This is a genomic window from Pararhizobium sp., assembly GCF_965279435.1.
Taxonomy (GTDB): Bacteria; Pseudomonadota; Alphaproteobacteria; order Rhizobiales; family Rhizobiaceae; genus Pararhizobium.
Map to the genome: position 1 here is coordinate 778,076 of NZ_CBDIHY010000002.1, position 22,385 is coordinate 800,460.

Annotated in this window: 22 protein-coding genes and 1 pseudogene; 7 read left to right on the plus strand and 16 right to left on the minus strand. The window is 58.6% G+C overall.

All coding sequences use genetic code 11. The features are described from left to right. Positions 1 to 386: 386 nt before the first annotated feature. Positions 387 to 629, plus strand: a pseudogene (locus tag ACQY8Q_RS05065) (transposase); the annotation flags it as partial. A gap of 145 nt (positions 630 to 774) precedes the next feature. Here ACQY8Q_RS05065 and ACQY8Q_RS05070 read toward each other — a convergent pair. From ACQY8Q_RS05070 to ACQY8Q_RS05090, 5 genes are all read right to left on the minus strand, one after another. Continuing rightward, entirely contained in the window at positions 775 to 1,749 is a 975-nt protein-coding gene (locus ACQY8Q_RS05070; RefSeq protein ID WP_428425278.1) for an aldo/keto reductase, read from the minus strand. A 39-nt stretch (positions 1,750 to 1,788) separates the two neighbouring features. Further along, on the minus strand, positions 1,789 to 2,112 hold the full coding sequence (locus ACQY8Q_RS05075) for a MocE family 2Fe-2S type ferredoxin (protein ID WP_428425280.1): 324 nt from the start codon (positions 2,110 to 2,112) through the stop codon (positions 1,789 to 1,791). Positions 2,113 to 2,242: 130 nt separating this feature from the next. Beyond that, the gene (locus ACQY8Q_RS05080) at positions 2,243 to 3,346 is read right to left on the minus strand and encodes a fatty acid desaturase (protein WP_428425282.1); all 1,104 of its coding nucleotides are present in this window, start codon (positions 3,344 to 3,346) and stop codon (positions 2,243 to 2,245) included. 134 nt (positions 3,347 to 3,480) lie between these two features. After that, positions 3,481 to 3,978, minus strand: a complete 498-nt coding sequence (locus ACQY8Q_RS05085; RefSeq protein ID WP_428425284.1) for a substrate-binding domain-containing protein — start codon at positions 3,976 to 3,978, stop codon at positions 3,481 to 3,483. Beyond that, positions 3,945 to 4,514 (minus strand): LacI family DNA-binding transcriptional regulator, encoded by a 570-nt coding sequence (locus tag ACQY8Q_RS05090; RefSeq protein WP_428425286.1) that lies wholly within the window; start codon positions 4,512 to 4,514, stop codon positions 3,945 to 3,947. The genes ACQY8Q_RS05085 and ACQY8Q_RS05090 overlap by 34 nt, the downstream gene beginning before the upstream one ends. A 310-nt stretch (positions 4,515 to 4,824) precedes the next feature. Between ACQY8Q_RS05090 and ACQY8Q_RS05095 the strand changes: the two genes are divergently transcribed. The 5 genes from ACQY8Q_RS05095 to ACQY8Q_RS05115 all read left to right on the plus strand — a co-directional run bounded on the left by ACQY8Q_RS05095 (position 4,825) and on the right by ACQY8Q_RS05115 (position 9,774). Further along, positions 4,825 to 5,193: a hypothetical protein gene (locus tag ACQY8Q_RS05095; protein ID WP_428425288.1), complete on the plus strand. Its 369-nt coding sequence runs from the start codon at positions 4,825 to 4,827 to the stop codon at positions 5,191 to 5,193. 405 nt (positions 5,194 to 5,598) lie between these two features. Then, positions 5,599 to 6,906: a sn-glycerol-3-phosphate ABC transporter substrate-binding protein UgpB gene (gene ugpB / locus ACQY8Q_RS05100; protein ID WP_428425290.1), complete on the plus strand. Its 1,308-nt coding sequence runs from the start codon at positions 5,599 to 5,601 to the stop codon at positions 6,904 to 6,906. 82 nt (positions 6,907 to 6,988) lie between these two features. Continuing rightward, positions 6,989 to 7,870 carry a sn-glycerol-3-phosphate ABC transporter permease UgpA gene (ugpA, locus tag ACQY8Q_RS05105; RefSeq protein WP_428425292.1) on the plus strand — a complete coding sequence of 294 codons (882 nt, stop codon included), beginning with the start codon at positions 6,989 to 6,991 and terminating at the stop codon, positions 7,868 to 7,870. 9 nt (positions 7,871 to 7,879) lie between these two features. After that, entirely contained in the window at positions 7,880 to 8,728 is an 849-nt protein-coding gene (gene ugpE / locus ACQY8Q_RS05110; protein ID WP_428425294.1) for a sn-glycerol-3-phosphate ABC transporter permease UgpE, read from the plus strand. Next, positions 8,728 to 9,774 carry a sn-glycerol-3-phosphate import ATP-binding protein UgpC gene (locus tag ACQY8Q_RS05115; RefSeq protein ID WP_428425296.1) on the plus strand — a complete coding sequence of 349 codons (1,047 nt, stop codon included), beginning with the start codon at positions 8,728 to 8,730 and terminating at the stop codon, positions 9,772 to 9,774. Before ugpE ends, ACQY8Q_RS05115 begins: the two co-directional genes overlap by 1 nt. 115 nt (positions 9,775 to 9,889) lie before the next feature. Here ACQY8Q_RS05115 and ACQY8Q_RS05120 read toward each other — a convergent pair whose 3' ends face one another. The 7 genes from ACQY8Q_RS05120 to ACQY8Q_RS05150 all read right to left on the minus strand — a co-directional run bounded on the left by ACQY8Q_RS05120 (position 9,890) and on the right by ACQY8Q_RS05150 (position 17,133). After that, positions 9,890 to 11,509, minus strand: a complete 1,620-nt coding sequence (locus ACQY8Q_RS05120) for a dihydroxyacetone kinase subunit DhaK (RefSeq protein WP_428425298.1) — start codon at positions 11,507 to 11,509, stop codon at positions 9,890 to 9,892. A gap of 10 nt (positions 11,510 to 11,519) precedes the next feature. Next, on the minus strand, positions 11,520 to 12,515 hold the full coding sequence (locus ACQY8Q_RS05125; protein WP_428425300.1) for an ABC transporter ATP-binding protein: 996 nt from the start codon (positions 12,513 to 12,515) through the stop codon (positions 11,520 to 11,522). Beyond that, positions 12,508 to 13,605 (minus strand): ABC transporter ATP-binding protein, encoded by a 1,098-nt coding sequence (locus ACQY8Q_RS05130; protein WP_428425302.1) that lies wholly within the window; start codon positions 13,603 to 13,605, stop codon positions 12,508 to 12,510. Before ACQY8Q_RS05130 ends, ACQY8Q_RS05125 begins: the two co-directional genes overlap by 8 nt. Positions 13,606 to 13,607: 2 nt before the next feature. Beyond that, positions 13,608 to 13,796, minus strand: coding sequence for a hypothetical protein (locus ACQY8Q_RS05135; protein ID WP_060500252.1), 189 nt, complete (start codon positions 13,794 to 13,796; stop codon positions 13,608 to 13,610). Beyond that, the gene (locus ACQY8Q_RS05140) at positions 13,793 to 14,734 is read right to left on the minus strand and encodes a carbohydrate ABC transporter permease (protein WP_428425304.1); all 942 of its coding nucleotides are present in this window, start codon (positions 14,732 to 14,734) and stop codon (positions 13,793 to 13,795) included. The genes ACQY8Q_RS05135 and ACQY8Q_RS05140 overlap by 4 nt, the downstream gene beginning before the upstream one ends. Next, positions 14,731 to 15,696 (minus strand): carbohydrate ABC transporter permease, encoded by a 966-nt coding sequence (locus ACQY8Q_RS05145; RefSeq protein ID WP_428425306.1) that lies wholly within the window; start codon positions 15,694 to 15,696, stop codon positions 14,731 to 14,733. The genes ACQY8Q_RS05140 and ACQY8Q_RS05145 overlap by 4 nt, the downstream gene beginning before the upstream one ends. A gap of 99 nt (positions 15,697 to 15,795) precedes the next feature. Further along, entirely contained in the window at positions 15,796 to 17,133 is a 1,338-nt protein-coding gene (locus ACQY8Q_RS05150) for an ABC transporter substrate-binding protein (protein WP_428425308.1), read from the minus strand. Between the two features lie 278 nt (positions 17,134 to 17,411). Here ACQY8Q_RS05150 and ACQY8Q_RS05155 point away from each other — a divergent pair, with 278 nt between their 5' ends. Then, positions 17,412 to 18,434: a LacI family DNA-binding transcriptional regulator gene (locus tag ACQY8Q_RS05155; protein WP_428425570.1), complete on the plus strand. Its 1,023-nt coding sequence runs from the start codon at positions 17,412 to 17,414 to the stop codon at positions 18,432 to 18,434. Positions 18,435 to 18,468: 34 nt separating this feature from the next. Here the strand turns inward: ACQY8Q_RS05155 and ACQY8Q_RS05160 are convergent, their stop codons facing one another. The 4 genes from ACQY8Q_RS05160 to ACQY8Q_RS05175 form a co-directional block, all read right to left on the minus strand. After that, positions 18,469 to 19,731 (minus strand): SfnB family sulfur acquisition oxidoreductase, encoded by a 1,263-nt coding sequence (locus tag ACQY8Q_RS05160; protein ID WP_428425310.1) that lies wholly within the window; start codon positions 19,729 to 19,731, stop codon positions 18,469 to 18,471. An 85-nt stretch (positions 19,732 to 19,816) separates the two neighbouring features. Next, the gene (locus ACQY8Q_RS05165; RefSeq protein WP_428425312.1) at positions 19,817 to 20,629 is read right to left on the minus strand and encodes a MetQ/NlpA family ABC transporter substrate-binding protein; all 813 of its coding nucleotides are present in this window, start codon (positions 20,627 to 20,629) and stop codon (positions 19,817 to 19,819) included. A 20-nt stretch (positions 20,630 to 20,649) separates the two neighbouring features. Then, on the minus strand, positions 20,650 to 21,309 hold the full coding sequence (locus tag ACQY8Q_RS05170; protein WP_428425314.1) for a methionine ABC transporter permease: 660 nt from the start codon (positions 21,307 to 21,309) through the stop codon (positions 20,650 to 20,652). After that, the gene (locus tag ACQY8Q_RS05175; RefSeq protein ID WP_428425316.1) at positions 21,299 to 22,381 is read right to left on the minus strand and encodes a methionine ABC transporter ATP-binding protein; all 1,083 of its coding nucleotides are present in this window, start codon (positions 22,379 to 22,381) and stop codon (positions 21,299 to 21,301) included. Before ACQY8Q_RS05175 ends, ACQY8Q_RS05170 begins: the two co-directional genes overlap by 11 nt. Positions 22,382 to 22,385: the final 4 nt, after the last annotated feature.

Consider the following 22,385-nt stretch of genomic DNA (forward strand, 5'->3'; position numbering starts at 1 on the left):
GTCGCAGCGAGATCACATTGTCTGTTGTTTTTAAGGTTCGCGGATAGCGGGGCGAGGATAACCAAGTGCCAGGACACCAAAACTGCCGAACGGTTAAGGCTGCAAGGTGCTGCCCCTCAGGGAGCATCAGGCCAACGTCACGGCAAACTGTGAAGCCATTACCCAGGCGAAAAGAACCGGCGCTCGAAGCCGTCTATTTATCGTCTCGGTTCGGAGGATGATCAAACGAATAACCGACGACGGTGTGATCCGGGTGAATATCGTGGTGATCGACCCGGCGGCCAAGCGATCAAGATCTTTGTGGAAGTCTAGGCTCAGGCCCTATTGATTAAGGGCCTTCCCAATTTGGGATTGTTTTGATTCACTCATGGCGGGAGGATTTCGCCATGAGTGATTTGTTTTTGCTGACGCCATCGCAGTTCAGCCGGATCAGGCCCTATTTCCCGCTGGCTCATGGCATCCCACGCGTTGACGATCGCCGGGTTGTCAGCGGCATTATTTACGTGCTGAAACATGGACTTCAGTGGAAAGATGCACCGAAAGAATATGGTCCTCAGAAGACGCTCTATAATCGCTTCATTCGATGGAGCGAGTTGGGCGTCTTCAACCGGATTTTCGAGGCCCTTGCCGGCAAGATCGGCAAATGCTCGCAATGCCACTCATAGGTCCCAAGCGGCACGTAGGCGACCGGCATTGACGAAACGGCAGTGCGGATTTCGTGCGGCAGCAGAAACTCGATACGCACCGTCCGGAAAGGATCGTCTGTCCACTCCGTCATTTGTAAAAATTCCTTGGCCAGGCATGCACAGGAAGCTTCCTGGCCAATTCATCGGGAAATGCTGCGCCATCGGAATAGGCGACATTCATGTCGACCTCGGCGCGGTTTTTCATGCCGGGAATGAGTGTCGACAGTTGTGGCGCGCTCAAGACATAGCGCATCGCCGCCTCGGCAAGGGTTGGGAAATAGGGTGCACAATCGGCTTTCAGAGCCTGCATCCGCCGCAGGGTTTCGGGAAAGCGTTCGTCGCGAAAAAGCTGGACAGGGACCGACTTTGGCTGCCAGCTTTTGTAGGTTTCTTCCGTCCAGTTTCCGACGAGAGAGCCGGAATCGAGGGGCACACGGGCAATAAAGGCGGTTTCAGTGGCTTCACCGGCCTTAAATAAGGCGCCAGCCGGACGCTGTTCGAACAGGTTCAGGACCACCTGGATGGAATCGACCAGTCCGAGCCGGGCGAGGTCTACGCCCTCCTCCGGCCGGTAGTCACGGATCGAAACGCCGATGCGATCAATCTTGCCTTCCAGCCGAAGCGCATTGAGTGTCTCCAGCCACTCCAGTGTCTGAACGCCGTCGGCAAGCCAACAATGGAGTTGGAAGAGATCGAGTTGCTCGACACCGAGACGCCGCATCGAGTTTTCGACATTTTCGCGCAGGTACCAGTTCGGATATCGGCCTTTCATCTCAGGATCGTCGAGATCGGGACTGGGCCATTTGATCGGTTGCGCCTTGGTGGCGACATAGATCTTGCCGTTTTTCCATTCCTTCAGAGACTTGCCGATAACCTCTTCGCTGCGGCCCGCCCCATAAAGCTCAGCGGTATCGACGAAATTGATGCCCTTCTCGTAGGCATAGAGGAGCGTATCCATTGATTGACAATCATCGATGTCTCCCCACTCACCGCCGAGTTGCCAGCCACCGAAGCCGATCTCGCTGACCTGCCAACCGGTTCGCCCAAATGTCCTGTAGTGCATGCATGCCCCTCCCCGGGGTTTTCCGGCCGCGAACCGTCGTTAGACCTGGATGAAAACTGTGCCGTCCTCGACCTTCACCGGGCAGGTGAGAAGGTTGACGCAGACGGGCGCGCCTTTTGCTTCGCCTGTTCGATAATCGAAGCGGCCATTGTGCTTGGGACATTCGATGATGTGACCCATCACCAGACCGTCTGCGAGATGAACCTTCTCGTGCGTGCAGAGGCCGGCGGTTGCGAAAAACGTGTCGTCTTCGCTTCTGTAGATCGCGTAGGTTCGGCCTTCGTGATCGAACCGGATAACATCTTCCGCATCGATCTCGTCGGCGGAACAGGCTTCAATCCAAATTGTTGTTTCAGCGAGCATCTTCGTTACCCGGAATTTGATGTTGAGACAGGGAACCGGCGCCCGACGAATGTCCGGTGTAACGAACGTCGTCGGCCGCTCAGGCAAAGGAAAATCTGCCGCAAGATACCGCGGCGAGTGTTCCACGGATTTACTCGGCGGCCACCATGCCGACCGGACGTGTGATGAAGAAACCCGGATCACGGCGCTGTTTCCAGACGGCAGGAACCAGTTCCATCCAGCAGGCCCAGACCGACGGGTAGGCTGGTGCGCACTGGTCCTTGATGGCCTCATGCATCTCCGGCAGCCGGAAATACGGGATCATCGGGAACATGTGATGTTCCACATGGTAGTTCATGTTCATGTAGAGAAAACGGAACACCGGATTGGTGTAGAACGTCCGGCAATTCTGCCGGTGATCCATGACGTTTTCCTGCAGTCCGGCATGCTGAGTGACATTGAAAAGCTGCGCCATGAAGCCGCCGTAGAAGCGCGGCGTGACGACAAGCAGTACGGGCAGCCAGCTCTGCAGGTAGACTGCAAGGGCAACTGTCGCAGCCATGATCAGCAGGTAGATGCGCGCAGTGCGAATAATCTTGCCGCGCGCGCTGTCCGGGATGAAGTGTTCGCCATCCCCCGACAGGTTGCCGAAGGCATGTTTGACGATCGACATCAGCAGCTGGGTGCCTGACCACAGGAAAAAGAAGTCGAGCATACCCTTCAGAATGTTCGGCGGCGCCATGACGGCGATCTCGGGATCGCGGCCAACCAGCAGCGTATCGGTGTGATGACGCGTGTGGCTCCAGCGCCAGTACTGGCTTTCATGCAGCGTCATGAAGGCATTCAGCTGATAGAGCGCCTCATTCAGCCATTTCGATTTGAACGGCGTGCCACGCGATAGCTCGTGCGCATGGTGATCGGACATCGAATAGACCACGCCATAGAGCAGCAGCCACGGCACCGTTGCCCAGGTGCCCCAGGTGGCGATCGCTGCGCCGCCAAAGCCTACGAGCAAAAGCAGCCAAAGCCCGAAATGCATCAGTGCCGGCCTGTCATCGCGCTTCATCAGCGATTTCATCAGCTTGCGATCGACCCGCGCGGCAAACCATTGCGTCGAAACATCGGCCTCGAAAGTGTCGTTGGTCAGCGGATTTGCCTGACCGGCATCGCCCACCAGGGCATAGGTCTTCCTTGAAACCTGCATCGCAATCTCCTCCTCACATTTGACCACCGTTTCCGAACGTTGCTGGCTCATCAGGGCAGATCCGCAACGTTGTCGGCAGTCATTCGCCAGCCGAAACCGGGTTTGGCGTAAGTGTAGTCATCAAGGTTCAATTGCGTAGTCAGGTTTCTGATGGTTTTACATCAAATGCCGATGCGAGGTGAGGTTCAGATGTTCGTCGGCCCGTAGAGCGTAAACGGAACCGGGCTGAGATAGGGAAGCGTGATGTAGTCCATTCCCTCGAACCCGAAATGGTGCATGAGCACGCTCAGCGCGAACTGGACCTGCTGCTCGGGGTTCTGATCAATCGCGATCGCCATATGACCTTCTTTCAGCATTAGGCGCGTGTTTTCGGTCAACTCGTGCCCGATGAAAACCGGTTTGCGATGGAGAATGTTCTGCTGGATGGCGGCAACCACGGCCAGATTGGCGGCCCCGACATTGTAGACACCGACTGTTTCCGGAAGCACCTTGAAGGCCGCCGTCAGTTTCTTCTTCGACAGGACACGATCATCGTGCCCTTCGACGACCTGCGTGATCTCCAGCATCGGCGCATAGAGCTTCAACGCCTCGCGAAAACCCTCGACGCGGCTGGAATGAGACTGGAAACCGAGGTGGTTGCACAGAATGATCAATGGTCCCGGCTCCCGAACGATATTCGCCATGAAATACCCAGCCGTGCTTCCGGCACGGACATGGTCTGTCCCCGCATAGGCGAGAGTTTCGACCCTGAAAGATCGGAAATCAGAGTGACGACCGGGATGCCCCTGATCTTGAGATCATGAATGGCGTCATCGACCAGTTCATGCTCCTGCGAATAGACGATGACGGCGTCGCATTTCGTTTCGCGCAGCGCATGCGCAATCGTTAGTGGCGCCTCGTCCTTCAGGACACGCCGCTGAATGATCACCGGCCGGGCGAAATTCTGCGCGCGCGCCAAAACATGGCGAAACTCGGTGATCATGCGCGCGATCAGCGGCAGCTCCGGCCGTGGCAGGATGGCTTCGATGCGGATGGTACGCTGGTGACTTGACGGCAAGATCCGCCGGACACCGATCTCACGCGCGGCATGAAGCACCTTCTCGATGGTTTTCTGGCTGACGCCGCCGCGTTCGTTCAGCACGCGATCGACGGTCGCGGTGCCGACACCGGCACGCGCCGCGATGTCGGTGACGCCCCGTTTACTGTGTTCCTTTTTCATGTCCCCTCCAACGAAGCCAAGCATTCACCGGTGGAAGTATAATGGCAATCGGCGAAATGATGGAAAAACACCAAAATACACCCTGCGACAGTGGGTCCGCTTCAAGTGGCGTTTTTGAGTGGGGGTAAAACATCACTATAGCGATGACATTCCCCTGCACGGATATCAGAGGAGTGGCGTTCTCATCGACAACTTAAACCAGTCAATCCGCAGACCAGACGAATTTTTTGCAGCGGATGCCGTATCCATGTTGACCTCAATCTTACTTGAGCCTCTATAAAATCCATCATATCGCAGTATGGAGGATATGATGACTGAACAGTTGCTCTTTCGAAATGTCATGAAGATCAAGGCCGGGCACTTGCAGCCGTTCCGAGACGCGGTGCGAGCGGCGGTCGCATTTGTGGAAGACAATGCGCCGCAACTGATGGTCCAAACGTTTATCGACGAGACCGAAATGTGCGCCGTCAGTTTCCAGCTCTATCGAAATTCTGCAGATGTCCTGCGTCATTGGCAGATGTCGGATGCACATATTCAGAGCGTGTCGGAACATTGCTCCGTGGAAAAATTCGAAGTCTATGGCAATCCGAGCGATGAAGTGGCGAGAGGAGTTTCCCAATTCATGGAAGACGGGCGCGGGATGATCATGCCGCCGTTGACAGGGTTCTCGCGCTTCTGAAAGCCAGCCAGAAAAGCTCGGAATTTGGAGAGCTAATCAAGCGATCGAGCAGGAAATGCCGAGGCATCATCCCCGCGTGTTCCGCAATGCGATGAAGTCGTGTTGCGGACCATATTTACCGGTGACGCCGGGCCGGAATCGGTTGAGACGAACGGTGTCCCGGCGGCGGTGGCAACACTGCCTGTACAAACGAACGGCCAAAAAAAACGTGTGCCAGCAGATGGATGGCTGGACAAAGGCAGTTTGCGCCTATGTAGTGTATCGACAACCAAAAGAAGAACGAAGAAGACAGGTCGGGCTTGCCGGGCAAGCCTGATTTCGGAAACCGGTATCGATCGAGGAGGATTGACGCCGGATTTCATGGAAATTTCGCTGTATTGTTTTTGACATCACCGGGAGGAAATCATGTTTAAACGTTCGCTCGCCTCATCGACGGCCTTTCTCGCCATCTCTCTTCTCTTGCCGGCAAGCGCCCATGCGGCGACCGACTTGCAGTGGTGGCATGCGATGACAGGTGCCAACAACGAGGTGGTCAACCAGCTGGCGAAAGAATTCAACGAGAGCCAGACCGACTATACGATTACCCCGGTCTTCAAGGGCACCTATCCCGAGACGCTGAACGCCGGCATCGCTGCTTTCCGCTCGCAGCAGGCTCCCGCCATCATTCAGGTTTTCGATGCCGGTAGCGGCGTGATGATGGGCGCAGAAGGCGCCATCGTTCCGGCAGCCGACGTACTGCAGAAGGGCGGCTACACGTTCGACAAGTCGCAATATCTGGCAGGCATCGCCGCCTATTATTCGAAGCCGGACGGCACGATGCTGTCCTTCCCCTACAATTCGTCCTCGCCGATCCTCTACTACAACAAGGATATTTTCCAGAAGGCGGGTCTTGACGCCGATAACCCGCCGAAGACATGGCCGGAAGTGTTCGACGCTGCCAAGAAGATCAAGACCAGTGGTGCCGCCTCTTGCGGGTTTACGTCGACCTGGCTGACCTGGATCCAGACCGAAAACTTTGCCGCCTGGAACAACGTTGCCTATGGCACCCATGAAAACGGTCTCGGCGGCAACGACGTCAAGCTCGAGTTCAATTCTCCTCTCTTCGTGCAGCATTTCCAGTCGATCGCGGATCTCGCCAAGGACGGTACCTTCCGCTATGGCGGCCGGACCTCAGAGGCCAAGCAGCTGTTCATGTCAGGCGAGTGTGCGATCCTCACCGAATCCTCCGGCGGCCTTGGCGACATCATCAAGTCCGGCGTGAAATACGGTATCGGCCAGCTTCCTTATTACGAAGGACATGGACCGCAGAACACCATTCCGGGTGGCGCAAGCCTCTGGGTGTTCGGCGGAAAGAGCGACGAAGAATACAAGGGCGTCGCCCAGTTCTTCAACTTCCTGTCGCAGACCAAGATCCAGTCCCGCCTGCATCAGGTGTCCGGCTATATGCCGGTGACCAATGCAGCCTACGAGGAGACCAAGAAGTCCGGGTTCTATGACAAGAACCCCGGCCGTGAAACGCCGATCCTGCAGATGATGGGCAAGGCGCCCACCGAGAACTCCAAGGGTGTGCGTCTCGTCAACCTGCCGCAGGTTCGCGACATCATGAACGAGGAGTTCGAGGCCATGCTGGCGGGCCAGCAGGATGCCAAGGCCGCTCTCGACAAGGCCGTCGAACGCGGCAATGCAGCGATCACCGAGGCTGTCGGCAACTAAACCCAACGGCCTTCTGCCGCTCGCATCCGTTTGCGGGCGGCAGAGGGCCGCCGCTGCCTGTCTGACTGCCGGAGGAGAACCCGTGCACAACGTTGCGTTTCCCAACAAGATCCTGCCGTATCTGCTGATCGCTCCGCAGATCATACTGACGATCATCTTCTTTTTCTGGCCAGCCAGTCAGGCACTGTATCAATCCATGGTCCGGCAGGATCCGTTTGGCCTGAAGAGCGGGTTCGTCGGCCTCGCAAACTTCAAGGCGGTTCTCTCCGATCCAAACTATATTTACGCTCTGCAGGTCACGGTCGTCTTCAGCCTTTTGACGGCCCTTGTTTCCATGGGTGTTGCCCTGCTACTCGCCACAGCCGCCGACAAGGTCGTGCGCGGTCAGGGTTTTTATCGCACACTGCTGATCTGGCCTTATGCGGTCGCACCGGCTGTCGCCGGTATGCTCTGGCTCTTCATGTTCAATCCGGCCATGGGCACGCTGGCTTATCTTCTCCGTCGCAATGGTTTTGCCTGGGACCCACTTTTGAACGGCAATCAGGCAATGTCGCTGGTTGTCGTTGCCGCCGCCTGGAAGCAGATCAGCTACAACTTTCTGTTCTTCGTGGCGGGCCTACAGGCCATTCCGAAATCACTGATCGAGGCTGCTTCCATCGACGGCGCCCGTGGCAGCCGGCGCTTCTGGACCATCGTCTTCCCGCTGCTTGCCCCGACCACATTCTTTCTTCTGGTCGTCAACACCGTCTACGCCTTCTTCGATACGTTCGGCATCATCCACGCGGTCACCGGGGGCGGCCCTGCCAAAGCGACGGAAACGCTGGTCTACAAGGTTTACAATGATGGCTTCGTCAATCTGAACCTCGGTTCTTCGGCAGCCCAATCCGTTATTCTGATGGTGATCGTCATCGGGTTGACCGCTTTCCAATTCCGCTTCGTCGAGAAACGGGTCCATTATGGCTGAGGGCAAGAGATGATCGAAAAACGTCCTATCGCCAATCTGGTCGGCCACTTCATTTTGATCCTCGGGATCATCATTGTCGCCTTCCCGATCTACTACACGTTCATAGCCTCGACGACGACATCGGAAGCGATCATCCGGCCGCCAATGTCATTGCTTCCTGGCGGTCATATGGTGGAAAACTACACCGAAGCCATGGCCGGCGGCGTCGAGCGGGTCGTCGGCGTTAGCTTGGAAAGATTGCTTTTCAACTCTTTCGTGGTGGCTATCGCGATCGCCGTCGGCAAGATCGTGATTTCGTTTCTGTCGGCCTTTGCCATCGTCTTCTTCCGCTTTCCCTTCCGCATGGCGTTTTTCTGGATGATCTTCGTGACATTGATGCTGCCGGTGGAGGTGCGCATCCTGCCGACCTACAAGGTCATCGTCGATCTCGGCCTGATCGACACCTATGCCGGATTGACCCTTCCGCTGATGGCGTCCGCCACCGCAACATTCCTGTTTCGCCAGTTCTTCCTGACGATCCCCGGCGAACTTGTTGAGGCCGCACGCATCGACAATGCCGGGCCGTTCCGCTTCATGCGCGATATCCTGCTGCCGCTGTCGAGCACCAACATTGCCGCGCTGTTCGTCATCCTCTTCATCTACGGCTGGACGCAGTATCTCTGGCCATTGCTTGTTACCAACGATGCCAAGATGAACACGATCATTATCGGCCTGCGGCGCATGGTCGATTTCACCGACGCTTCGACACCCTGGAACTACGTCATGGTGACCGCGATCCTCGCCATCATACCACCCATTCTCGTCGTGGTTTTGATGCAGCGCTGGTTCGTCAAAGGTCTCGTGGATACGGAGAAATAATGGCCAATATCATCTTGAATGACGTTCGTAAGAAGTATGGCTCGGTCGACGCCATCCAGGGCGTTTCCCTCGATATCGCCGATGGCGAACTGGTGGTGCTGGTCGGCCCATCCGGCTGTGGAAAATCGACGCTTCTGCGCATGATCGCCGGCCTCGAGAGCATTACCGGTGGCACGATTTCGATTGGCGACCGTGTCGTCAACGATCTCGAACCATCCGAACGCGACATTGCCATGGTCTTCCAGAATTACGCGCTCTATCCGCACATGACGGTTCGCCAGAACCTCGCCTACGGCCTGAAGAACCGCAATACGCCGAAAGACGAGATAGACCGGCGCATTGCCGACGCCGCAAAAGCACTGGAGATAGAGCCCTTCCTCGATCGCAAACCACGGCAATTGTCCGGTGGTCAGCGCCAGCGCGTCGCCATGGGCCGTGCTATCGTTCGCGAGCCGGCGGCATACCTGTTCGACGAACCACTCTCCAACCTGGATGCCAAATTGCGCGTCCAGATGCGCGTCGAGATCAAGCGTCTGCAGCGGTCGCTCGCCACCACCAGCGTTTACGTGACACACGATCAGATGGAAGCCATGACGCTGGCTGACAGGCTCGTTGTCCTCAACGCCGGCCGGATCGAGCAGGTCGGAACACCGATCGAACTTTATGAGCGGCCCCAGACGACTTTCGTGGCCACATTCATCGGATCACCTTCCATGAACCTGCTGCCGTTGGAAGGTTCCAGTGCCTGGGATGGTGGCCGCAACCTGACGATGCCTGCGGGTACGGCCACCCTTGGCGTGCGCCCGGAAGATCTGCATCTGCCTCAACTGGGTGCCCCAGAAAACGAATTTGCAATCGAGCTGACTGTTCTGGCAGTCGAACTCGTTGGCGCAGAAAGTTTCGTGCATGGTATCCTGCCGAACCGGCAGCCGATTACCTTTCGCGCGCCCGGCCGTTCCACCATTGCTCCCGACGAAAATCTGACCGTTTACGCAGCGTTCGAAAAACTGCACTTCTTCCGCCAGTCCGGCCAGCGGTTGGAATGAAACGGACCAGCGTTGCCTGACAATCGCCTTGTCGAATGCAGGGCGTGTCGGCACGCTGGTCTCATTCCATAAAATTTTGGAAGCGTTGCCGGGCAACGCTTCCTTGCCAGTCAGCTTAAGCCGCTAGATGCTCAAACAGCCGCGCCACGGCTTCCGCGCCGGGATCGATATGGCCCTCGAGCTGTTTCGCATTGATATAGGCAGCGCGGCCGGCCTTGGCTTTCAGCATTGTTGCCGTCAGGTTTGCGCCAGCGCGTGCCGCCTCTGCCGCCGGTAAGAAACCTTTCTCCAGCGCATCGAGAGCCGGTGAAAGCGCGTCCACCATTGTCCGGTCGCCGAGGTGGGCACCGCCGATTTCCTGCATGCGGGCAAGCCCCGCCTTCAGTGAATCGGCCATCGGCAGACCGCTTGAGGCTGCGTCTCCGGCCGCTGCAAAGAAGATGGCAAGCAGGACACCGGACGACCCGCCCATCGTCTGGCTCAATTCCTGGCCAATGGCGCGATAAAGCTGGGTGTGGTCCGAGAGCGGCAGGCGGTCGATTGCACTGATGAGCGCACGCGCAGCACCTGCGAGCGTGGATCCCGTATCGCCGTCGCCCGACTTGGCATCCAATGCGTTCAGATCCTCTTCGGCTGAAATCAGGACCTTGCAGCAATTGATGAGAAAGTCGCGCGTCTCCTGATGATTGGACGGCTGCGGCGTGATCGGCGTCAATCCGTCCGGCAGCATCTCAATCCGAATGGGTTTGACGGCGGACAAGCCAGGCCAGGCCGCCATGGAAACCGGGGCGCCCAATGCCTTTATATCGGCCTCGTCGGCCGGATAGAGCGAGATGGAAAAGCCCTGCATGTCGAGCGATGTCATCATCGGCGCCGGTCCGACGACATGGGAAATCCGGTTGCCGATCGACGAGGCGATCAGCTCGTGGGTCAGCACCGACATTTCAAGCGCCGAGGTGCCACCCAGATTATTGATCAGTGCGACATGCGGCCCATCGCCGATGGCAGCGGCCAGTTTGCTGACTACGGACCCCATGGCCGTTTTTGCATTGACGAATGCGATCTGTTCCACACCGGCTTCCCCATGGATACCGAGCCCCAGTTCGGCCATGCCGGCAGGAATGCGATCTTCCTTCGGAGACCCGGGAACCGTGCACGTATCCAACGACATGCCGATGCTCTTTGCCCCGGCGATCACGCGCCGGGCAGCAGCCGTCACCGTTTCGAGATCGGCGCCGGCCTGCGCAAGCGCGCCCGCAATCTTGTGGACGAAGAGCGTTCCCGCCACGCCGCGCGCCTGCGGCAGGTCGGGCAAGGCAACGTCATCGCCAACGATGACCATGTTGACGTTGAGGCCGAAGGCCCGGGCGCGCTCTGCCGCCAGTCCGAAGTTCAGCCGGTCGCCGGTATAGTTCTTGACGATCAGGAGGCATCCGGCGGGGCCTGTTACGGCGAGAATTCCGGCGAGAACCGCATCGACGCTCGGCGAGGCAAAGACGTCGCCGCAGACGGCGGCCGTCAGCATTCCCTTGCCGACGAAACCGGCATGCGCCGGCTCGTGTCCGGAGCCGCCGCCGGATACCAGCGCCACCTGCGATTTATCCCAATCGCCGCGCAGAACCACGCGAATATGTGGATAGCCGTCAAGACGCACCAAAGAGCCGCCGCTGACCGCCAGCAGGCCATCGATCGCCTCGGTGACCACGTTTTCCCGCTTGTTGATAAACTGTGCCATATCTGCTCCCTTAACCTAAGCGCATGCCGTCCGCGTCGAAATAGAGCGGCTTGTCCGGCTGGATTTTGACGATATCTCCGCTCTTTAGCCTGGTATGGGCGTCAGTCACGGTGACGATGTCGTTTTTCTTGAATACCAAATGAAGGCGCGTCTGGTCGCCGAGATGCTCGACCCGTTTGACCAGTGCCTCCTGCCCCTCGCCCTGGGTGATATGCTCCGGACGCAGGCCGATGGTCACTGCTCCCGGCGGAGAGCCGGGGAAGGTATCGGCGGCGAGGACATTGATTCGCGGCTGACCGAGCCGTGTCGCCGTATAGAGACTCACGGGCCGCTCATAGATTTCGCGCGGCGACCCGAACTGCACCAGCCTGCCCTCGTGAAGAACGCCGATATGGGTCGCCATCGTCATCGCCTCGATCTGGTCATGGGTAACGTAAAGCAGGGTGGCGCCGGAGTTGGCCTGGATATTCTTCAGTTCGATGCGCAAATCGGCCCGCAGCTTGGCGTCGAGCGAGCTGAGCGGCTCGTCCATCAGATAGATCTGCGGATTGCGCACCAGCGCCCGGCCGATCGAGACGCGCTGCATCTCGCCGCCCGAAAGATTGGTCGCCTTGTTGTCGAGCTTATGGGAAATCTGCAGCATCTCCGCGATCGAGTTCACTTTGCGCTCAATATCCGCCTTTGACGTCCTGAGCAGCGGTGACTTCAACGGGAATTCGAGATTCTGGCGTACGGTCAAATGCGGGTAGAGGGAGTATTGCTGAAACACCATCGCGACATTGCGCTCGGCGGGCGTGAGGTCCCTGACGGAGCGCCCTGCGAAAGAGATGTCGCCGCTGTCCGGCTTGTCCAGTCCCGACACCATGCGCAGGGTCGTGGTCTTTCCCGCGCCGGTCGGGCCTAGGAGAACAACGAAGGAACCGCCGGGGATCGTCAGCGACAGGTTGTCGAGCGCCGCGTGGCCGGCAAATGACTTCGTCACATTTTCAAGAACCACATCAACCATGGCGCAAGACCCTTTCATTGGCTTCAGACAGCAGCGCCTGCCCTTTCAGGTCGTCGAAGATGGTCAGCGTTTGCGGATCGAATTCAAGACCGATGATCTCGCCTGACTTTATGGACTGCTTCGCCGGCGTGCGTGCCTTGATCTCCCCGTTGGGCGTCGCCATCGTGACGATCTGCGTCGTGCCGAGATATTCCGTGGCGAGCACCCGTCCGCGATAGGCCGACGCATCGGAAAAGCGGATGTGCTCCGGCCTGACCCCCATGGTCAGCTTGCCGCTGGCCCCCTGCCGGGACACGGGAACATTAACCCGGTGTCCGGAAAGCTCGACGGCGTCGCTTCCGATGCCGATCATGCCGTCGAAATCGAAGAAGTTCATCGCCGGGGAGCCGATGAATTTGGCAACGAATTTGGTGGCTGGCCAATCATAGATATCCTGTGGTTTGCCGAACTGTTCAACGACACCATGGTTCATGACGACGATCTTGTCGCCCATCTGCATGGCTTCCAGCTGGTCATGGGTAACGTACACCGTTGTCGCACCAATGCGATCGTGAAGTGCACGCAGCTCCTCGGCCATATGCTCACGAAATTCCGCATCGAGCGCGCCCAAAGGCTCGTCCATGAAGAAGGCCTTCGGACGGCGCACGATCGCACGGCCAAGCGCGACGCGCTGCCGGTCACCGCCCGACAATCCGCCAACCGGCCGGTCGAGGATGCCCTCGATCTTGAGGATACGCGCAACCTCTTCCACCCGCGTCTTCGCCTCGGCGCGGGGCATCCCCTGGCTCAGCAGCGGATAGGAAATGTTCTTGCGCACATTCATATGGGGATAGAGCGCGAACATCTGGAAGACGAAGGCGATATCGCGTTGACTGGCCGGCTTCATGCCGACTTCCTCGCCATCGATGTAGATTTCGCCGCTGGTCGGCAGTTCGAGGCCGGCCATCATGCGCAGCGTCGTCGTCTTGCCGCAACCGGACGGCCCAAGCAGCATGAAGAACTCGCCGTCCTCCACGGTGAACGAGGAAGACTGGACAGCAGTGAATGCTCCGAACTCCTTGCGCACATTCTGAATTCTGATTTGTGCCATGGTTACTCCGGAAAATGACTGACGATGATGAACATCACGGTGCCCACCAGGGTGACGATGAAGGACGCGGAGTACAGCGACAGGGCGAATGGTTGCATCAGCATGAACACGCCGAGCGCGATGAGGATCGATGCAACCATCTCCCAGGCGCCGCGCCGGAACCCGCGCAATCCCTTTATGAATTCCGTCATTTGCGGACAGCTCCAAATGTGATGCCGCGCAACAGGTGCTTGCGAAGGACAATCGTGAAGATCATGACGGGCACCAGAAACAGCGTCGCGCCCGCAGCGACCGCCGGCCAATCCTGACCGCCGACACCGATGATGGTGGGAATGAACGGCGGTGCGGTCTGGGCCGTGCCCGAGGTCAGGAGAACGGCGAAGGCATATTCGTTCCAGGCAAAGATCAGGCAGAAGATCGCCGTCGATGCGATGCCGGTCATCGCCTGCGGCAGGACGACCTTGTAAAACGCCTGGAAGCGCGTGTAGCCGTCGATCAACGCCGCCTCCTCGTATTCGATCGGGATCTCGTCGATGAACCCCTTGAGGAGCCAGACTGCCAGCGACAGGTTGACGGCCGTGTAGAGCAGGATCATGCCGGCATGGGTATCGTTGAGCCCGAGAGACCGGAACATCAGGAAGATCGGGATGGCAACTGCGATCGGCGGCATCATGCGCGTCGACAGGATGAAGAACAGCAGGTCGTCCTTGAGCGGAACCTTGAAACGCGAGAAGGCATAGGCCGCAGCCGTGCCAAGCACGATGCATAAAACGGTGGAGCCGAAACCGATGATCATCGAATTGGAAAACCGCTCCAGGAAGCGCGACGGCCCAGCAATCACGAAACCATCCTTGCGCACGATGCGATCATACCAGGTGTTGGGCTCGCCAAGCTCCTTCAAATCCTGTTCCGTCGCCCGGGTGCGGGTGGTGAACAGGTTGACATAGCCTTCAAGAGTTGGCTGGAAGACGGTCTTTGGCGGATAGGCGATGGCGTCGGACGGCGACTTGAAGCTGGTCGCGATGATCCAGAGGAGCGGCAGGATCGTGATCAGGGCGTAGACGACGACAAGCGTTCCGGCAGCCCATTTCTGACGAACCGACGGTTCTGTAACGGAATAGCTGCTCATCTTTGTTTCACCTTGTTCAGGGCTTTGACGTAGATCGACGCGAGGCCGAAGACTGTCACGAAAAGGATGACCGCATAGGCCGACGCATATCCCGTACGCCACTTTTCGAAGGCTTCGCGCTTGAGGTTGATGGACGTCAGTTCAGTGATCGATCCCGGTCCTCCCCCGGTCAGCTGAACCACGAGGTCGAACATCTTGAAGTTTTCAATGCCGCGGAAAAGCACTGCGAGCATCAGGAACGGCAGAACCATCGGAATGGTGATCGTCCAGAACTGCCGCCATTTGCTGGCGCGGTCGCATTCGGCCGCTTCATAGATACTGCTGGGGATGGAACGCAGGCCCGCCAGGCAGATCAGCATCACAAACGGCGTCCACATCCAGGTATCGACGATGACAATCGCCCAAGGGGCGAGCGAGACATCGCCGATCATCGAGAAGGCGGAAGGGTCCGTTCCGGTGAGGTAGCCGACCGCGTAATTGAACAGGCCGATTTGCGGCTGGTAGAGGAATGTCCAGAAGTTTCCGACAACCGCCGGGCTCAGCATCATCGGCAGGACGATAATCGTCGTCCACAGGTCGTTGCCACGGAATTTCTTGTTGATCAGATAGGCGAGTGCAAAGCCGATCAGCACCTGAAGGACGATCGTCCAGATCAGGAAATGCGCCGTCGCCTGCATCGTCTGCCAGATATCCCCGTCAGTGAGGACGCTGATGTAATTTTTCAAGCCAACGAACTGGAGCTCGGCATTGGGCCGATTGACCCGGAAATTGGTGAAGCTCAGCCGCACCGTCCAGATCAAGGGAAAGATGTTGACGGCAAGCAGCAGGAAGATCGATGGCGCCACGAACAGCCAGGCGATCGCTCTGTCGGAGAGCCCTTGGCGGCGTTTGGACACGCCACTGCTTTTGGACACAACGGGCGGCGTTTCGCCCACGGCCCGATCGGCCGATGAATCGAGCATGGTATTCCCCTCAATCAGAAGCAGCATAATTCGCAGGACCGGCCGGCAAGCAGCCGGTCCCGCACAGACACCCCGCGGAGGAGGTCAAGCGGTCAGCGTCTAGTATTTGCCGTCTTCTTCGAAGACCGTCTTCCAGTCGGCGACAAGGCCATCAAGCGCCTCCTTGGCCGTTCCCTGTCCGGCGATGACGTAGTTGTGGAAGCGTTTTTGCGACGCTTGCAGCAGCGATGCATAGGACGGCTCGGCCCAGAAATCCTTCACGATTGCCATGGAATCCAGGAAGGTCTGGGCGTAGGGCTGGCTTTTGGCAAAGCCCGGATCCTCGACCACCGCGCGCAACGCCGAATAACCACCCAACTGCCACCACTTGGCCTGAACGTCAGGCTGGGCAAACCACTTGATGTACTCAAGGGCCGCGTCCTGCTTTTCGGAAACGGCAACCACGGAAATGCCCTGACCGCCGAGCTGGGCAAACTGCTTGCCATCCGGTCCCGCCGGGTTGGGGAAGTAGCCGGACTTGTCGCCACCGACATTGGGGTCGGCATTGATGCCGGGCCAGGTGAAGGCGAAGTTCATCTGCAGCGCCACCTGACCGGATTTATAGGCGTCGATGTTCTCCGACATGTAGGCGTCGGATGATCCGGGAGGAGCACAGCAATTGTAGAGCTCCTTGTAGAACTCCAGTCCCTTTACGGACTTGTCGGAATTGACATATCCCTCGAGCTCGTAAGGCTTGTCGGGGTTCTGGTATTCGAAGCCGTAGCTGTAGAGCACGTCCATCGCGCCCATGGTGATGCCTTCGGAACCGCGTTCGGTATAGATTGCGGCGCCATAGACTGTCTTGCCATCAATCACCCGACCCTGGAAGAATTCCGCGATGTGCTTCAGTTCTTCGAAGGTTTTCGGGACCGCAAGATCGTGGCCATATTTCTGCTTGAACTCGGCCTGCAGCTCGGGCCGCGAGAACCAGTCCTTGCGGTAGCTCCAGCCGACGACATCACCGAAAGCGGGAAGCGCCCAGTAATTCGGCGTTCCCTTGGGCCATTCGGAATAGCCGGTGACGGTCGCCGGGATGAAGTCGCTCATCTTGATGCCTTCTTTGTCGAAGAAGTCATTGAGCTTCACATACTGGCCATTTTCCGCTGCGCCGCCGATCCACTGGCTGTCACCGATCATCAGATCGCACAGCTTGCCGCCAGAATTCAGCTCGTTGAGCATGCGGTCGGCGAAGTTTGGCCAGGGAACAAATTCGAAATGCATTTTATTGCCGGATTTGGCCTCGAAATCCTTGCTGAGCGCCACCAGCGCATTGGCCGGATCCCAGGCAGCCCAGCACAACGTCAAGTCTTCCGCCTGAGCCGATGTTGCCGCTCCCAGCGACACGAGCCCGGTCACGACGCCGGCCGCAAATGCCGACTTCAGATACGATTTTGGCATGAAATCTCCTCCCTAGTGACACTCCGACCTCCATCGGCATGTGTCTGAACGCTCTTGGCGAGCACGACTCAAGGCCAGCCCAGCGGCCAAGCCTTCCCTCCAACAATCAGCTTCACAGTCTATGGACCGTCTTCGCCGCCGTCGTTCTCATGATATAACTGAGGTGCGCACCTCAATGCAAGGTGATTTTGAGGTGCGCACTTCAATTTCTTGCTTTTTGGCGCGGACTGTTGGAAAACGGTGTCGGGCAAATGCGTGAGAACGGAAGACAATCAATGATACGACCCACCGCGAAGGATCTGGCCGAAGCCGCCGGCGTCAGCCTGGCAACGGTCGACCGGGTACTCAACGACAGGCCGAATGTCAGCGCCCGCGCCTCGCGGAAGGTTCAGGAGGCCATTGAAAAAATTGGCTTTGTCCGCAATCTCGCCGCCGTGGCTCTTGCTCGCAATAAAATCTACCGGTTCCGCTTCGTCCTGCCGAGCAAGGGAGACCAGTATCTGCAGGAACTGCTGCAGCGTGTCGGTGAGGCGAGCCACACCCTGAAATCCGATCTGACGGAAATCACCGTCGATCAGATTGCGACCGACGACCCCTATCAGCTCTCGCGGCATCTGGCGGCGATCGAAACGGAAGAGGTGGATGGTGTTGCCGTCATGGCGCCGGAATCGCCACAGGTGCGCGATGCGTTGAGCCGCCTGATGACACGCGGCATTCATCTCGTCCAGTTTCTGTCCGGCCAGGAAAAATTGAAGACTGCCGATTTTGTCGGCGTTGACAATTTCGCCGCAGGGGCAACCGCCGGCAGGATCATCGGCCGCTTCCTTGGCAGCGAACCGGGCAAGATCATGATTGTCGCCGAAACCATGGTCGCACGCGACAGTATCGAACGCCGCCGCGGCTTCGACAGCATCATCAACGAACAGTTCCCGCATCTGCGCGCCTTGCCATCGCTTGAGACCTATGGTGACCAGAGCCGGGCAGCGGCGATCATTCAAAATGTCGTCGAACGCCACCACGACATCCGGGCGGCCTACGTGATGAGCCCGGAAAGCCGGATCCCGGTTTCGGCGATCTCGCAACACGCCGATCTGCAGAAAGTGACCGTCGTCGTCCACGAACGCACACCGTTCAGCGAGGAGGCGCTGCGCACCGGCCGCATCGACGCCATCATCGCGCAGGACCCCGGCCACGCTGTGCGCAGCGCAGTCCGCATCATGCGCGCCCGCGCCGACCTGCGCGACCCGATTGCCGCCCAGGAAAAGATCAGGATCGAAGTCTTGCTGAAAGAGAACCTTTGAGCAGAACTTCGGAGCCGTCAGAGAACAGTTTCCCTTAAATCCAGGAATGCAGCGGCGGCTGGATGTCGTTGAGGTAGAACTGGCCGATCGCGTGCAGTTTCCAGCGTACGGGATCGTGCAGCGTGTGAGTACGCGCGTCGCGCCAGAACCGGTCGAGATTGTGCACGCCGAGGGTCGAGCGCGTCCCGGCAAGCTCGAAAAGCTTTGACGAGGCAATCAGCGCGATATCGGTGGTCAGCACCTTGGCTTCGGCGACGGCGATCTTTGCCAGGCCAATTGTCTTTTCGCTGACGCTGGCGATCGTCGCATCGAGCTGGATACCGGCACGCTCCAACAGGGCTTCTGCCGCGTGGAGCTTGATCTTCAGATCGCCGATTGCCGCGATCGTATAGGGATCATCCGATGCACGCGCCTGCCCGCTATCGATCCACGGGCGGGCGTGATTGCGAACGAGGTCTATGGTCGCTTCGATGGCGCCACGGGCAATGCCGGCATCGATAGCCGCATGGATCAGTTGGCTCTGCGGCCCAACCGCGCTTGGATGTTCATAAACGATATGGGCCGGCAGGACGCGCGCCGCATCGACAATGACATTGTCGAGAATGACCGTGCCGCTCGCGGTCGTCCGCTGTCCGAAAGCGGACCAGTCGTTGACGACCTGAAGGCCGGAGGCATCGCGGTCGGCGACGGCGACGACTACATGCCCGTCCTCATCGAGCGCGACGATCGGCACGAGATGGGCAAACAGCGCCCCGGTCGAATAGAATTTCTGTCCCTTGACGACATAACCATCGCCTTGCGGCTTCAACGTCGTCTCGAACGCCTCGACATTCTTTCCCTTGAATTCCGAGAAGGCGTTGCCGAGCCGCTGCCCGGCCAGCACCTTGCCGAAAAGATCGCGTTTCTGCGCCTCGCTTCCGGTTAACCGGATAACATCGATGATTTCAAAACTGTTCTGGGCGATCTGGGTCAACGAAGGGTCGCCGGATGCCAGCGTTGCAAAGACCTTTGCAAGCGTCACCTGCGATACGCCGGCACCGCCATAGTCGTTCGGAATGGTAATCCCCCACAGGCCACTCTGCGAAAACAGATCGACCTCGGCAAAGGGCAATCGCCGCTCCCGGTCCCGCTCGACCGCCTCGGCTGCAAACAGCGGCTTGAGCTGTGCGGCAACGGCAAGCGCCTCGACATCGTCACGGATGACATGCGCGGGGCGGGCCGGCTTTGCCGGAACCCAACCGGTATCTCCCGATGATAGAGGCGTTGGCGCAATGGCTGCAGTGGTAGTGATGCTCATGGGAAAACCGTCTTTGTCTGGTGTTTCATTGCGACAGGCATGGCGGAGCAAAGGCTCCGCCATGGATGCTTATGGCAGCGCAGGATCAGAACGCGGCGATAATCTGGCCCTTATAGCGGTCTTCGATGAACTTGCGTGTTTCCGCACTGTTCAGTGCCTTTGCCAGCTTGGCGATCCGCGGATCGTCCTTGGTCTGCGGACGCGTGACCAGGTATTCGCTCCAGACATTGTAACCATCCTGGCCGCGATCGATCAGCAGCGCCTTTGACAGATCAAGCTTGGCTTCGAAGACATAATTGCCGTTGAGCGCACCGAGATCGACTTCGCTCAAGGCGCGCGGCAAGAGCGCCGATTCAAGTTCGACGATCTTCAGGTTTTTGGGATTTTCCACCACGTCCTTGAGAGTTGGGAGCTTGTCCTCCGGCGAGGTGAGTTCCGGCTTGCCGCTGACCTTGATCAGCCCGAGTTTCTGCAACAGCAAAAGACCGCGTCCACCATTGACCGGGTCGTTGGGGATCGCGACGGTTGCGCCGTCGGCCAATTGGTCGATCGAGGTGATCTTGGTGGAATAGGCGACAAATGGCTCGATATGAACCGGCACGATCGGCACGAGATCGGTACCGCGCTCCTTGTTGTAATCGTTGAGGAACGGCCGGTACTGGTAGTAGTTGGCGTCAAGTTCGCCGGAGACGAGCTGCGCATTCGGCTGGATGTAGTCGGTGAAGACGCGGATATCGAGGTCGAGGCCTTCCTTGGCAACGATCGGCTTGACGAACTCCAGGATTTCCGCGTGCGGAATGGCGGTCGCGCCGACGATCAGCGTATCGGCAGCCTTCGCCGCCTGGGACAGGCCGACAGCAAGTGCTGCGGCAAAAGTCAGGGTTTTCAGAATGCGCATTGTAATCCTCCTGGGTGGGTTCATTTTCGGGAAAAATGGGAGACGAGTCTGTTGCCGGCAGCCTGGATGAGCTGGACGAAGACAATGAGGATGACCACGCAGACAAGCATGATCTCGGTCTGGAAGCGGTGGTAGCCATAGCGGATTGCCAGATCGCCGAGGCCGCCGCCGCCGATCGCACCGGACATTGCGGTGTAATCGACAAGCACGATCGCCGTGACCGTTACCGCTGCCAGAAGGCTCGGCAGGGCTTCTGGCAGAACGGCGCGGAAAATCGTCTGCGCGGTGGAGGCGCCCATCGCCTGGCTCGCTTCGATGATCCCCCTGTCGACCTCACGCAGCGCAGTCTCCACCAGACGGGCGAAAAAAGGAGCCGTGCCAATCACCAGCGGAAAGATCACGCCACGAATACCAAGCGATGTGCCGGTAACGATCACTGTGACCGGCATCAGCACGATCAACAGGATGATGAAAGGGACAGAGCGAATGATATTGAGCACAAAGGATAGACCGCCATGAGCGAGCGGATGCGAAAAGATTTGCTGGCGCCCGGTCAGATAAAGCAGAATTCCCAGTGGCAGTCCCAGCAGCACCGTCAAGGAAAGGGCGCCCCCGACCATGGCCAGGGTCTGCGACAGGGCTGCGAAGATATCGCTCCAATAGAGGTTCTCAAACGACATGGCGAAGGCCTCCGCCTCTTTGCAGAGCCGGCAGCGACGTGACCGAGGATTGCTCCTCGACATCATCGCCATGCACCTCGACGGTGACGCCACCGCTGCGCAATCCGGCAATGGCGCCGGCGACATCCGGCCCGGACAGCGACACGGTAAACTGCGCATAGGGGGTGTCGCGGATATTGCCCACCCGGCCCGCCAGGATCTGGTAATCGGCACCGTTTTCGCGGGCGATACGGCCAAGCAGGGGCTTGCGCGCCGCCTCTCCAAGGAAGGTCAGGCGGACGATGCGTCCAGACGCACCAACCGCTGCGATATTGCCGAGAAGCCCGCCATCCGGTTCAGCTTCACGCACCAGTTTCAGAGTCGCCTCGTGCTGTGGGTGCAGGAAAACCTGTGTGACCGGCCCGCTCTCGACAACCCGGCCGTGGTCAAGGACAGCGACGCGGTCGCAGGTGCGGCGGACAATGTCCATCTCATGGGTGATGAGCACGATGGTCACGCCCAGGTCGCGGTTGATCTGTTGCAACAACTCGAGCACCGAGCCCGTTGTCTGCGGGTCGAGCGCGCTGGTCGCCTCGTCGCAAAGGAGAACTTTTGGTTCGCAGGCGAGTGCGCGGGCGATGCCCACCCGCTGTTTCTGTCCGCCCGACAGTTGCCGTGGATATTTTTGCGCGTGATCCTGCAGGCCGACCCGTGCCAGCAAGGTCTCGACCTTGGCAGCGATTTCGATGCGGCCATATTCACCGGTCAGTTCCAGCGGATAGGCGACATTGCCGAAAACGGTCCGGGCGCTCAGGAGATTGAAATGCTGAAATACCATGCCGATCTTGCGGCGCAGATCCCGCAAGGGCTGTCCCTTGAAGCTTGTCACAGGTTCGCCATCGACGATGACCTCGCCGCCGGTCGGGCGCTCAAGAAGATTGATCAACCGGACCAGCGTCGATTTTCCAGCGCCGGAGGAGCCGATGATGCCGAAGATTTCTCCCTTGCCGATGGACAGGTTTATGCCATCCAGCGCCGTGACTGCCCCGGTCTTTCCGGGAAAATCCTTCCTAATATTTTCGAGCGTGATCATGATG

Excerpts from the sequence above, each read along its gene's own strand:
- ACQY8Q_RS05145 (WP_428425306.1), bottom strand. The coding sequence starts at position 15,696 with ATGCTCGATTCATCGGCCGATCGGGCCGTGGGCGAAACGCCGCCCGTT.
- ACQY8Q_RS05115 (WP_428425296.1), top strand. The coding sequence starts at position 8,728 with ATGGCCAATATCATCTTGAATGACGTTCGTAAGAAGTATGGCTCGGTC.
- ACQY8Q_RS05090 (WP_428425286.1), bottom strand. The coding sequence starts at position 4,514 with ATGAAAAAGGAACACAGTAAACGGGGCGTCACCGACATCGCGGCGCGT.
- ACQY8Q_RS05080 (WP_428425282.1), bottom strand. The coding sequence starts at position 3,346 with ATGAGCCAGCAACGTTCGGAAACGGTGGTCAAATGTGAGGAGGAGATT.
- ACQY8Q_RS05075 (WP_428425280.1), bottom strand. The coding sequence starts at position 2,112 with ATGCTCGCTGAAACAACAATTTGGATTGAAGCCTGTTCCGCCGACGAG.
- ACQY8Q_RS05120 (WP_428425298.1), bottom strand. The coding sequence starts at position 11,509 with ATGGCACAGTTTATCAACAAGCGGGAAAACGTGGTCACCGAGGCGATC.
- ACQY8Q_RS05130 (WP_428425302.1), bottom strand. The coding sequence starts at position 13,605 with ATGGCACAAATCAGAATTCAGAATGTGCGCAAGGAGTTCGGAGCATTC.
- ACQY8Q_RS05175 (WP_428425316.1), bottom strand. The coding sequence starts at position 22,381 with ATGATCACGCTCGAAAATATTAGGAAGGATTTTCCCGGAAAGACCGGG.
- ACQY8Q_RS05160 (WP_428425310.1), bottom strand. The coding sequence starts at position 19,731 with ATGAGCATCACTACCACTGCAGCCATTGCGCCAACGCCTCTATCATCG.
- ACQY8Q_RS05085 (WP_428425284.1), bottom strand. The coding sequence starts at position 3,978 with ATGGCGAATATCGTTCGGGAGCCGGGACCATTGATCATTCTGTGCAAC.
- ACQY8Q_RS05165 (WP_428425312.1), bottom strand. The coding sequence starts at position 20,629 with ATGCGCATTCTGAAAACCCTGACTTTTGCCGCAGCACTTGCTGTCGGC.
- ugpE (WP_428425294.1), top strand. The coding sequence starts at position 7,880 with ATGATCGAAAAACGTCCTATCGCCAATCTGGTCGGCCACTTCATTTTG.
- ACQY8Q_RS05135 (WP_060500252.1), bottom strand. The coding sequence starts at position 13,796 with ATGACGGAATTCATAAAGGGATTGCGCGGGTTCCGGCGCGGCGCCTGG.
- ACQY8Q_RS05070 (WP_428425278.1), bottom strand. The coding sequence starts at position 1,749 with ATGCACTACAGGACATTTGGGCGAACCGGTTGGCAGGTCAGCGAGATC.
- ACQY8Q_RS05170 (WP_428425314.1), bottom strand. The coding sequence starts at position 21,309 with ATGTCGTTTGAGAACCTCTATTGGAGCGATATCTTCGCAGCCCTGTCG.
- ACQY8Q_RS05150 (WP_428425308.1), bottom strand. The coding sequence starts at position 17,133 with ATGCCAAAATCGTATCTGAAGTCGGCATTTGCGGCCGGCGTCGTGACC.
- ugpB (WP_428425290.1), top strand. The coding sequence starts at position 5,599 with ATGTTTAAACGTTCGCTCGCCTCATCGACGGCCTTTCTCGCCATCTCT.
- ACQY8Q_RS05125 (WP_428425300.1), bottom strand. The coding sequence starts at position 12,515 with ATGGTTGATGTGGTTCTTGAAAATGTGACGAAGTCATTTGCCGGCCAC.
- ACQY8Q_RS05140 (WP_428425304.1), bottom strand. The coding sequence starts at position 14,734 with ATGAGCAGCTATTCCGTTACAGAACCGTCGGTTCGTCAGAAATGGGCT.
- ACQY8Q_RS05095 (WP_428425288.1), top strand. The coding sequence starts at position 4,825 with ATGACTGAACAGTTGCTCTTTCGAAATGTCATGAAGATCAAGGCCGGG.